The sequence below is a fragment of the Moritella sp. Urea-trap-13 genome (assembly GCF_002836355.1).
In the GTDB taxonomy this organism is placed as follows: Bacteria; Pseudomonadota; Gammaproteobacteria; order Enterobacterales; family Moritellaceae; genus Moritella.
Window position 1 is genome coordinate 499901 of record NZ_PJCA01000031.1, and the last position, 12219, is coordinate 512119.

Sequence of the window (12219 nt, forward strand, 5' to 3'; positions counted from 1 at the left end):
CCCGTTATTTTATATGGGAATTAAAGAAAATTATATGAGGCTAAAGCTGGTACCTATTTCATTGAGCATTACTTCTACCGTCCACATTAAATCGTAAATGTCGTAGTTAATATAAGTTGCTAACATCCAGCCGAGCATTAATGCAGGCGCATAAGGCACATTAACTCCACCTGCGTCACCTGTTTCGGGTTTAAAATATACACCTAAATATAAACAATCGATGTAACGAGAAATCATGGTTTTTAGACCGACCCAACCTACGGTTTTAGTTGCGATTAATATACTTGTGAAAGCACCAAAAATAATACCGTATGCAATTGACCAGGTTAATACTAAAGGACCAGAAAGGGCGCCGATGCCAATCATTAATTTTACATCACCAGCACCAAGCATTTTAAATTTGTAAACGGGAATAAGTAGTATTAATGCTAAGCTTGCCCCGAATATCGACTCCATGAAGCCAGACCAAGAATCAAAGTAGCTATTAATCAGAATACCGAATAATAGGGCCAATAAACAAAGTTTGTTTGGTATGCGTTGGTAGCGAAGATCAAAATAGAGAGCTACACAAAGAATTAATAGTGCGGTTATAATCGGCATTACTAACGCATAGTTTGGCATCATAAAGTCCTTTTTAAGTGATAAACTTAAATGCAACTGTGTAGCACGACAACTTACTGTGCTATATAAATGTACTTAAGGTGTACACGCTGTCGTACTACCACTCGCGGCACCACAAAGTGTATTGATTTGTGCTGTTGCATTGGTACCTAAAGTATTGAATGCTGTGACCATTCCGCCAACAACCAAACCACCGGCAATAGCATACTCAACCGCAGTTAGACCACTTTCGTCTTCGATAAAATCTTGGATAAACATTGATAATTTATTCATTTTTAGTACTCCAATAAATTGCTTTAAATTCACAAATATAGATTAATACATTGATTTTATTAGTTTAACTTCTTAATGCTCCCTTGCTTTAGAAGCATATACATAAAGCTAGAGCACTATTACCTTATCGGCTATGTTTTCTTGTATTAATTATTAAAATAATAGTTGACAGCTATTATTTATCCTTTTTATACAGGTCGTTACGAAAATTAATTTTCCCTAAGTTATCAATCCATGCTGTTTGATAAGTGATAAATACGGGCAGTGAATTGGGTAATCTCACATGTTTAGTTTGAGGTTTATTATTATTACTGCTACTGATGAGTAAACTGGCGAGTAGGTCATTAGGTTTCTGTAGGCGAATACAGCCGTGACTCAAAGCTCTATTATGTCTATTAAACAGATGCTTAGTTGGCGTATCATGTAAGAAAATAGCGTTGTTATTTTTAATGTTAAACCGCACCTTGCCCAAAGCATTATTATTCCCTGATTTCTGCACCAAACGATATTGTTTCAACATCCCCTGTAGGTTAGCAGGAATCTCTTTGTATACGGTATTAACGCCATAGCCTGTAGCTAGATGGAAATTAAGGCTTTTTAACGCTGTGTTATTCTTGTTATGTAAAGGCAGCAAATCGTTATTGATTATATTGCGCGTAGGCGTCCATGTCGGATTGAGGGTAACTGAATTGACCTCTGTGATCATGACTGGCGTTTGATTACTCGGCTTACCGACAATGACTTTCATTTCCATAACTGGCTCACCTTTATCTATGAGCGTTAAATCAAACGCAGGTATATTGACCATGATGTATTTGGTTGGCGGAGTACGCGGTAAAGAAAGCCAACGCCATAAATTAACTTGAAGCTTGTTGATACGGGTATCTATGCTTTGGTTTAAGACGTTAATTGTATGGCCGTTAAGTTTACCTGTTAGTTTAAAACCATTACGACGCTGAAAATGCTTTATACCGTCAATGATGCTTTGGTCAAATATGTTTAATCTATGTTTCGACGTGGGGAGAGTGTTCAAATCATCTAAGGTCATTAACTTATGCCTGAGTATCTTAACTTCCGCGTGACCTTGACCTAACTGCGGGTTAAATGTGTCTGTAAGCGGTGGCCAGTCTATATCCTTCATTCTCTTGTATTTGTTAATCGCCTGCCTTAATCGAATGACAGCGTTAAATTGTGGCATTGCTGAGTCAATATAGGCAGAAAGGGTATCGTTATTAAGCGCAGCTTTAAAATCAGCTGGTTTATTTGCTGCAGACTTTAATTGATTTCCCTGTGATTGCGAAGCTATATGATAAAGCGCAAGGGTAAGTGCTTTATCCGTTACGTCTAAACTCCTTATTTCATCATTAGTGAGTATAGGGTGATCTCTAATGCCTAGATCAGCTAATAAACTCAATAGCGTAAGACCGGATAGATTTAGCCGATTATTATTAAAAAACAGCCGTTGATCTTTATTGGTACTTTTAAGCTCGTCGTATAGGTGCTGTTGATCTTGAGAGGAGGGATATATAGGCACAGTCTTGATTGATACATCATTGTTTGAATCGTTTGCATAGGTGTATGTATGGGAAGTGATAAGAATTAAGGTAATGGATATTATGTTGAACATTAATTTAGTAATTGAATTTTTCTCATTACGCATCAGTCTATCCTTAGATTACTTTTAAAGTAGCACTAAATATTAGTTAATCTTTTAAGTCTAGATGTGAATTGACTATACGAGAGAGAAGTACGAGAGGAAGGTTGGGGTTAACATGTTGTAGATTATAGAAGGTGAACTTTCTGGCTATTAAGTTAGAGTTAATCTGGTAAGTGAGAGTCCATCTGGGGAAGATAGGGAACTCTCTACTTACGGTACTGGAACTTTATTTGAAACGGGTTAATATTTGGCGATTTATGACTAGCGCTCTAATAAAGACAGTTTATTTTCTACATCAGCCCAGTCGTCTGCATCTGCAGGTGGCTCACATTTTTCCGTGATCACAGGCCATAGTTCAGCAAGCTCTTCATTAATTGCGATAAATATTTTTTGATCTTCAGGCACTTCATCCTCTTGGAAGATCGCATTAACAGGGCACTCTGGTTCACAAAGCCCACAATCAATACATTCTTCAGGATTAATAACTAAAAAGTTAGGTCCTTCATGAAACGCGTCGACAGGGCATACTGGAACACAATCACCATGTTTACATTTAATACAATTTTCGGTTACGACAAAAGCCATGATGCTTGTTCCTCACATTTCAAAGTGCTGGCATTATACGTAAGCAGGTCCTAAAAGCAATTAACATCCAATTAAGATGGCAAAAGCGGCTTGAAAAACAAGCGAGTTTTAAATAATAAAATGCATATTTCGTCATAATAACGTAAAATACCCGCCCTAAGATTTTAGTTTACAAGCTAGTGCTCTAACAGCGCTGAGCATTTTGATATTTGGATAATTTTCTATGTTACGTTTAACCGATGTAAAACTACCACTTGATCATGACGATCAAGCAATCAATGCATATATTTTAGAGAGATTGTCACTTAAACCTGAGCAATTAGCTGAATATACTGTTTTTCGCCGTGGTTATGATGCACGTAAACGTGATGTAATTATCTTGATGTATACATTAGATGTCACACTGGCTGGTGGCGTTGATGAACAAGCTATTCTAGCTAAATTTGATAAAGATCAACATGTTCGTTTGACTCCTGATATGTCATACAAATTTGTAGCTGAGAAGACTGAAGAAATTGAGCAACGTCCTGTTGTTATTGGCTTTGGTCCATGCGGTTTATTTACAGCATTAATTCTTGCACAAATGGGACTAAAACCAATTGTACTAGAACGTGGTAAAGAAGTGCGTGAAAGAACTAAGGATACATTCGGATTTTGGCGTAAGCGTATATTAAATCCAGAATCAAATGTTCAATTTGGTGAAGGTGGCGCAGGTACATTCTCTGACGGTAAGCTTTATAGCCAAGTTAAAGATCCTAAATTTCATGCTCGTAAAATCTTAACAGAATTTGTTAAAGCTGGCGCGCCTGCAGAAATTATGTATTTAAGTAAGCCACATATTGGTACGTTTAAACTCGTTACTATGATTGAGACTATGCGTAAAGAAATCATCGAACTTGGTGGTGAAATTCGTTTTAGTGCCCGTGTAGATGATATTATAATTGAAAATGATCAAGTAACTGGTGTTGAACTGGCTGGTGGCGAAATTATCGAAACGAATCATGTTTCATTAGCAATTGGTCATAGTGCACGTGATACATTTGAAATGTTACAAAAACGCGGTGTTTACCTAGAAGCGAAGCCTTTCTCTATTGGTTTCCGTATTGAGCACAAACAAGCTGCGATTGATGATGCACGTTTTGGTAAGAATGCCGGTAATCCTCTTTTAGGCGCCGCTGATTATAAGCTGGTTCATCATTGTAAAAGTGGTCGTTCAGTTTATAGCTTCTGTATGTGTCCAGGCGGAACGGTTGTTGCTGCAACATCTGAAGAAGGTTGTCTTGTAACTAACGGCATGAGTCAGTATTCACGTAACGAAATGAATGCTAACAGCGCTATCGTTGTTGGTATTACACCAGAAGATTATCCAGGTAACCCATTAGCTGGTATCGACTTACAACGTAAGTGGGAACAGAATGCGTTCGTTATCGGTGGTAGTAACTATGATGCACCGGGACAAACAGTCGGTGACTTCCTTTCTGGTAAAGGTGAAGGCGAATTTGGTGATGTAGTACCTTCATATAAACCGGGTCTTAAATTTACTGATTTGAGCAAGACGCTTCCTCCTTTTGCAATTGCCGCTATTCGTGAAGCTATTCCTGCTTTTGAAAAGAAAATTAAAGGTTTCTCAGCGAAAGATGCAACATTAACAGGTGTTGAAACACGTACGTCATCACCGGTAAGCATTAAGCGTGGTCGTGACTTCCAGAGTATTAGCACTAAGGGCCTATACCCTGCTGGTGAAGGTGCTGGTTATGCTGGTGGCATTTTATCTGCTGGTATTGACGGTATTAAAGTTGCAGAAGCAATGGCACTTTCTATGCTGGTAAAAGAAGACTAATTACGATTGACGATTGATAGTGAATCATGAATACAAAAAAGGAGAGTCTACTTTTAATCATAAGTAGCTCTCCTTTTTAATTATAACGATTTAATCAGTCTAATTTAATGCACAGTAGCATTAATCGATAAGATTAAAGTCTTTACGTAATATCTCAATGATCTCAGCTTTCGGATTATCAGATAAGACAATCTTCTTACCGGTAATTTTTTCTGCGATATTAAGGTAAGTTTCTGAAATAGACATTAATACAGACGTTGGTAGTGCATTATGTTCAGCAAGTGCTAAACGCTCATCCATTCTGCTTTTATTAAGTAAGATATCTGGTTCAGGGAAGTAGTTAAGTAATAGCTGACGGAAACCTTCTTTAGAATTCTCAACAACATTACCTTCACGGAATGCTGGACCATCCCAAATACGTGATGAATCAGGCGTACCGACTTCATCCATATAGATGAGTTTGTCTAGGCCTTTACTGTCTGTGACATAACCAAATTCGAATTTAGTATCAACAAACATTTGATCAACACCTGCAAGTGCATCACTAATTACATCAAAACCTTCTTTTAACAGTTTTTCGTAATAAGTAATATCGTCAAGTGATTTGAAATTGAATGCTTCGTAGTTGTCAGAGATGTTTTCGCGAGTGATGTTAACATCATCAACAGCAGGTACGCCTGGAATGCCTTCTAAAATACCTTTAGTCGACGGGGTGATAAGTAATTCTGGTAGTTTCTGGTCTTTAGTAAGACCTTCTGGTAGTTCGATACCACAGAAATTACGTTCACCTTGGCTATAAGCACGCCACATAGAACCTGTGATGTATTGGCGACAAATCGCTTCAATCATGACTGGCTTAGCTTTTTGAACGATCCAAATGAATGGGTGAGGTATATCAAGAATATGGCTGTCAGCTAAACCGTTATCACGGAAAGACTTAAACCAATGGTTTGAAATTGCGTTTAACGCAGCACCTTTCCCAGGTACACCACGCATGCCGCCTTCACCGTGCCAAATACAATCAAATGCAGAAATACGATCACTAATAACCATAATTGCAAGTGGTGCATCTGCCGCTACGTCATAACTTTTTTCTTCGATTAGACGACGACTATCGGCTTCAGTTAACCAGTAAACAGAACGTACTTTACCACTGTGTACAGGCTTATCAGTACGGATTGGTAAATCATTGTTTACGGCTAATACTTTATCAGCAAGACTCATTGTTAACTATCCTTATTGAGTTTAATCGTTTATATAAAACTTTATACCCAAACTACATCAAGATGCTATATCAGAGACGAGCAGGGATAACAGAATTAGGCGCAATATGTAGATAATGGTTATTCCATTTTCAAATATTGCAACGCTATGCTGTTTTTCCTGCTAGCCTCCCGTAGGGCAAACCGAATGGTGGTATTTTCGGCGTTATGAAGTCTTGATTTAGAATAACTAAATCTTCGAATCCATGCCTTGAATATCCTCTCCTTTCGGTTTGCTGATTGTGCATCTTGAAGTAGCTTGGGTATGTACCTAAGTAACTTGGAAGAGTTTCTTTCAATTTCCCTGAAGGCTCTTCCAAGTTACTTTGGACTCACTTAGCTAGATTCGAGGTGTTGCTGTCGATTTGAGGGCGATTTTAGCAGAAGTAGGGCGTGATTCCACTATTACTGACTAATTTTGTTAAAAATAACAAGTTATAAGTAATAGTATTTTGTTAACAGGGTTGAAAAACAACCATCAATTTAGCTTTATACAACATCAATTTGATTATTAGCATGAGTGATGGTATTAAATGTCGTCTAATATATTAAATGGGAACTTGTTTGTGATAGAGCAATATTTTTTATCGGGTGGCGCGTTAGCCAAAGTCATCGATGGCTATACGGCTCGTCAACCGCAAATTGATATGGCGAAAGCCATTAATGATGTGATCGCAAGCAAGGGCAACTTAATTGTAGAAGCAGAAACGGGCACAGGTAAAACGTTCGCTTATCTCATTCCAGCTTTGGTTAATGACAAAACTACGATCATCAGTACCGGTAGTAAAAACCTGCAAGAACAGCTATTCAACCGTGATTTGCCTTTTATTATTGATGCATTAAATAGCAAAGCTAAAACAGCATTATTAAAAGGTCGAAATAACTACCTTTGTACAGAGCGTTTAACACGTTTAAGCCGAGAAACACAATATCAAAATCAAACCATATTAAGTGATTACGTTAAAATTAAGGGCTGGTCTAATATTACCATCAGCGGTGACATGAGTTCGGTACCGGGTCTTAAAGACGACGCAGAGATCTTACCGTTAGTCACATCAACTAATGATAACTGTTTGGGGCGAGATTGCCCTGATTATGAAGATTGTTTTTTAGTTAAAGCACGGCGTAAAGCCTTGGATGCTGATATTGTTGTTGTTAATCACCATTTATATTTTGCTGATCTCAATGTCAAAGATTCTGGCTTTGGACGCTTACTGCCTGATGCCGATGTTATTGTCTTTGATGAAGCCCATCAGATCCCCGATATCGCATCAGAGTATTTTGGTAAAAGCCTATCTAGTAAACTGATCCAAGCGTTATGCAAGGATGTGCAATATCTTGGCCGCACCGATCTCAGAGACACGATCCAAGTCACCAAAGCCGCTAATGGTTTAGCCAATGCGACCCAAGATCTACGTTTAAGCTTTTCAATGGAAACGGGCCGAGGCAACTGGCGTCATCTACTTAATCAGCAAGCGGTAATGAAAACTGTCACGCGTTTTCAAGACCAACTAGATTTTATCTATGAAGTGCTTAAATTAGCGCTAGGGCGAACAGAACTTGTCGATCAATGTTTTGACCGTGTGGTTGAGATTAAAGCAATATTTCAACAAATAATGGCGGTAAATAATACCGGTGAGAGCTATTGGTATGAATGTACTAAGCGAAACTTTACATTAAATATCACGCCACTTAATATTGCCGAACGCTTTAGTTCTGAACAACAAAAAAATAATGCCGCGTGGATCTTTACGTCGGCAACATTGGCTGTTGACCATTGTTTTTCACACTATCGCCAACAAATGGGATTGGCTAACGCAAAAGAACTTATTCTAGCCAGCCCGTTTGATTATAAAAACCAAGCTATGTTGTGTGTTCCACGTAACATTCCGGAGCCTAATGACCCTAATATAGCGCGTATTTTGGTTGAGAAGTTAGTCCCGGTCATTGTTGCTAACAAAGGACGCTGTTTCTTCCTGTGTACTAGTCATTATATGATCAGGCAAGTCGCTAGTTTGTTACAGCAACAATTGGCTATGCCCATCTTTGTACAAGGTCAAGACAACAAACAAGTATTGCTCGATCAATTTATTGAACACGGTAATGCTTTATTAATCGGTACTTACTCATTTTGGGAAGGAATTGATGTTCGCGGGCAAACTTTAAGTTGTGTTATTATTGATAAATTACCGTTTGCATCACCAGATGATCCACTGTTACAGGCACGTATTGAAGATTGTCAGCGTAAGGGCGAAGATCCTTTTGCTGAATTACAAATCCCAAAAGCGGTAATTAGTTTGAAGCAAGGTGTCGGGCGTTTAATTCGAGACGTTAAAGACACCGGCTGTGTCATTATTTGTGATACTCGTATTGTATCTCGTGGCTATGGCGCTACGTTTATCAATAGTTTACCGGATATGCCACGCACCAGAGATTTAAATGGCGTTTTATCTTTTATTAAGAAAACTAACAATTAGAAAGTGAATTTTATGAGTAATATTTTAGCACTAGATACATCAACAGAAAATTGTTCTGCCGCACTGAGCATTAACGGTGAGATATTAGTAAGAGAGTTTGAAAGCCCGCGTGAACACACTAAGCGTATTTTACCTATGGTGGATAGCCTGCTGGCTGAAGCTGGCATTAAGTTGAAAGACTTAGATGCGCTTGCATTTGGCCGTGGACCAGGCAGTTTTACTGGCGTACGTATTGGTACTGGTATTGCACAAGGACTCGCTTTTGGTGCCGATTTACCGATGTTACCAATCTCGACATTGGCAGCAATGGCGCAAGGTGCACATCGACTACATAATGCTACTGATGTATTACCCGCAATTGATGCGCGTATGGGCGAAATATACTTTGCGCAATACCAGCTTAATAATGCTGGCGTAATGACATTAGTTGGTAACGAAATGGTTATTACTGCAGATGAGTTAGTCGCTAATTTCAACAAACCCGAACAAGAATTCTATACACTTGGTACTGGTTGGGCTACATATGCAGAGCAACTTGCAGCATTAAACGTTGCAAATTTAACTGCATGTGAAGGTATTCAGTTCCCAACGTCACACGATATGTTAGCGATTGCGGCTGCTGACTTTGCCAATGGTAAAGCCGTTGCCGTCGAAGATGCCATGCCTGTTTACGTTCGAGACACTGTTACTTGGAAGAAACTACCGGGTAGAGAGTAAATTCTAATGAATAACATTAGTATAGAGGTTAACGGTAGTATTATTACTGGTTTGCAGTGGGGTGATAACACGAAACCTGTGTTATTAGCTGTTCATGGCTGGCTAGATAATGCCGCGAGTTTTGTACCTCTTGCTAATGCTTTGCGAAATGATTTAGAAGATGGTTCACTACCTTATCAGTTGATTGCAATTGATCTACCTGGTCATGGTTATTCCGATCATAAAGCAGGTCATTACAATTTTATCGAATGGGTCGATGATTTATATCAAATTATTAAAACCCAGCATTGGGGGCCAGTGAGTATTATTGGTCATTCAATGGGAGCAATGATCAGTTCTATTTTGGCTGCTACTTTTCCTGAGCTCGTACGTCGAATTGTGTTAATTGAAGGTTTGGGTGCTATTTCAGCTGAAGCTGACCAAACTGTGAGCCAATTACGTAAAGGTATTGAAAATAGAGCGCTTTACAATAAAAGTATCAACCAAAACATCAACCAAAGTACGAATCGTAAAGATAATGCTTTAACGTTGGAAAAGGTTGTGAAAGCGCGTTGCTTTGTCTCAGATTTGAATGAAGAACATGCAAAACTTATTTGTAACAGAAACTTAACGATTAATGCTGATGAAGTTAGTTTTTGTTCTGACCCTAAGTTAAAAGCAGGTTCTTTGGTTCGTTTGAGCGAATCGCAAGTGATTGATATTTTATCTTCTATATCAACAGCCTGCTTGATTATTATTGGGGATAAAGGATTTCCTTTAATTGCCCAAACTTTAAATCTAGAACTGTTTTGTAAAGAAAACTTTAAAATTTTAACACTGTCTGGCGGGCATCACGTCCACATGGATAATGCCGTTAAAACCGCAAGGGCTGTCGTTAAATTTGTTAATAATTAAATATAATAGTTTATTCTTTCGCTAAAAATTAGGATTTTATTATCTAATTCTAAATTATGAAGGTTTAAATAAACGACGAATGTAGATATTTCATTTGTTAATTGAGTGTTAATCAATTAAGATCCGTTCACAATAAATAATTTCATCAATAGTAACTAATTATTAAGGGATTAATAATAAAGCTATTGTGTTGTTAAATTAAAAAAGTTAAATAAAAGGAGTGTTAAGGTGGAAAAGGTTTGGTTAAAGAGATACCCGGAAAATGTTCCCGCTGAGATTGACTTTGGTGCATTTCGTTCTTTAAACGATATATTCGATCAGACAGTTCAAAACTATGCAGATAATCCTGCGTATGTAAATATGGGCTGTTCATTAACTTATGGCGAAATCGATGAGAAATCTCGAGCGTTCGCAGCTTATCTTCAAAACGAGCTTAAATTAACTAAAGGCGACCGTGTCGCGTTAATGATGCCTAACTTACTGCAATACCCGATAGCATTATTTGGTGCATTACGTGCAGGTATGGTCATTGTTAATGTAAATCCTTTATACACACCACGTGAGTTGAAGCACCAGCTAAACGATTCAGGTGCAAAAGCGATTGTTATTATTTCCAACTTCGCTAGTGTATTAGAAAAGGTCATTAAAGATTCGCCTATTGAACACGTTATCTTAACGCAGTTGGGTGATCTTTTCTCTCCTGTTAAAGGCGCTATCACAAATTTAGTTGTTAAGTACGTGAAGAAAATGGTACCTAAATTTAATCTGCCAAATGCAGTATCATTTAACCGTGTACTGAACAAAGGCCGTTCATTGCCGTTCACTAAAGTTGAAACTGGTTTCGATGATATTGCTTTTCTTCAGTATACCGGTGGTACAACAGGTGTTTCTAAAGGCGCAGTCTTAACGCACAAGAATATGCTTGCTAACGTATTACAAGCCGAAGGTGCGTACGGTAGTATTATTGATCGTGGCACAGAAACTGTGATCACGGCATTACCGCTATATCATGTATTTGCACTGACTGTGAATGGTTTATTATTCTTCTTGGGCGGTGGTAAGAACATTCTTATTACAAACCCACGTGACCTTCCTGCATTAATCAAAGAAATTAGTGATCATAAACCAACAGCTATAACAGGTGTTAATACACTGTTTAATGCACTGGTTAATGATGACAGTTTTGCTAAAATTGATTTTTCTGCTTTGAAACTATCTGTTGGCGGTGGTATGGCTGTTCAACGTTCAGTCGCTGAGAAGTGGAAGAAGATCACAGGTTGCCATTTACTTGAAGGTTATGGTTTAACGGAGTGTTCACCACTTGTAACAGTAAACCCGTACGATCTGCATGAATATAATGGTTCTATTGGTCTACCTGTATCATCAACGGATGTACGTATTATTGATGACGAAGGTGGCGTATTAACAAAACCTGGTGCAGTTGGTGAAATGCAAGTACGTGGTCCTCAGGTGATGCAAGGTTATTGGCAGCGTCCACAAGACACCGCAGAAGTGATAACAGATGGTTGGTTAAATACCGGCGATATCGCACGTATGGACGAAGAGGGCTTCTTCTACATCGTCGATCGTAAGAAGGATATGATCCTTGTTTCGGGCTTTAACGTTTTCCCTAATGAAATTGAAGATGTACTGACAATGAATGACAACATTCTTGAAGCTGCAGCAATTGGTGTTCCTCACGAATCATCAGGCGAAACAGTGAAAATCTTTGTTGTTAAGAAAGGTGAAATTTCGAAAGAAGAAATTATTGCGCATTGTCGTGAACACCTTACTGCTTATAAGATCCCACGTATTATCGAGTTCCGTGATGAATTACCAAAGAGTAATGTTGGTAAGATATTACGTCGTGAATTGCGTGATTAAGCATTAATC

General features: G+C 38.3%; 10 protein-coding genes. 5 read left to right on the forward strand and 5 right to left on the reverse strand.

What is annotated here, in order from left to right; all coding sequences use genetic code 11:
• Positions 1–30: 30 nt before the first annotated feature.
• From CXF93_RS10200 to fdxA, 4 genes are all read right to left on the reverse strand, one after another.
• Positions 31–624: a prepilin peptidase gene (locus CXF93_RS10200; RefSeq protein WP_369832211.1), complete on the reverse strand. Its 594-nt coding sequence runs from the start codon at positions 622–624 to the stop codon at positions 31–33.
• A 72-nt stretch (positions 625–696) separates the two neighbouring features.
• The gene (locus CXF93_RS10205) at positions 697–894 is read right to left on the reverse strand and encodes a Flp family type IVb pilin (RefSeq protein ID WP_101062415.1); all 198 of its coding nucleotides are present in this window, start codon (positions 892–894) and stop codon (positions 697–699) included.
• 175 nt (positions 895–1069) lie between these two features.
• Positions 1070–2554, reverse strand: a complete 1485-nt coding sequence (locus CXF93_RS10210; protein ID WP_101062416.1) for a L,D-transpeptidase family protein — start codon at positions 2552–2554, stop codon at positions 1070–1072.
• Positions 2555–2812: 258 nt separating this feature from the next.
• Positions 2813–3136 (reverse strand): ferredoxin FdxA, encoded by a 324-nt coding sequence (fdxA, locus tag CXF93_RS10215; protein ID WP_101062417.1) that lies wholly within the window; start codon positions 3134–3136, stop codon positions 2813–2815.
• Between the two features lie 223 nt (positions 3137–3359).
• On the opposite strand from fdxA, the gene CXF93_RS10220 reads away from it, so the two are divergent.
• Positions 3360–4976, forward strand: coding sequence for an NAD(P)/FAD-dependent oxidoreductase (locus CXF93_RS10220; protein WP_101062418.1), 1617 nt, complete (start codon positions 3360–3362; stop codon positions 4974–4976).
• Positions 4977–5096: 120 nt separating this feature from the next.
• Here the strand turns inward: CXF93_RS10220 and CXF93_RS10225 are convergent, their stop codons facing one another.
• Positions 5097–6200 carry a phosphoribosylaminoimidazolesuccinocarboxamide synthase gene (locus CXF93_RS10225; protein ID WP_101062419.1) on the reverse strand — a complete coding sequence of 368 codons (1104 nt, stop codon included), beginning with the start codon at positions 6198–6200 and terminating at the stop codon, positions 5097–5099.
• A gap of 604 nt (positions 6201–6804) precedes the next feature.
• Here CXF93_RS10225 and CXF93_RS10230 point away from each other — a divergent pair.
• The 4 genes from CXF93_RS10230 to fadD all read left to right on the forward strand — a co-directional run bounded on the left by CXF93_RS10230 (position 6805) and on the right by fadD (position 12210).
• Complete coding sequence (locus CXF93_RS10230; RefSeq protein ID WP_101063324.1) at positions 6805–8715, forward strand: ATP-dependent DNA helicase; 1911 nt, start codon at positions 6805–6807, stop codon at positions 8713–8715.
• A gap of 12 nt (positions 8716–8727) precedes the next feature.
• Positions 8728–9432, forward strand: a complete 705-nt coding sequence (gene tsaB, locus CXF93_RS10235; RefSeq protein ID WP_101062420.1) for a tRNA (adenosine(37)-N6)-threonylcarbamoyltransferase complex dimerization subunit type 1 TsaB — start codon at positions 8728–8730, stop codon at positions 9430–9432.
• Between the two features lie 6 nt (positions 9433–9438).
• On the forward strand, positions 9439–10326 hold the full coding sequence (locus CXF93_RS10240; RefSeq protein WP_101062421.1) for an alpha/beta hydrolase: 888 nt from the start codon (positions 9439–9441) through the stop codon (positions 10324–10326).
• A gap of 228 nt (positions 10327–10554) precedes the next feature.
• Positions 10555–12210: a long-chain-fatty-acid--CoA ligase FadD gene (gene fadD, locus CXF93_RS10245; RefSeq protein WP_101062422.1), complete on the forward strand. Its 1656-nt coding sequence runs from the start codon at positions 10555–10557 to the stop codon at positions 12208–12210.
• Positions 12211–12219 lie beyond the last annotated feature (9 nt).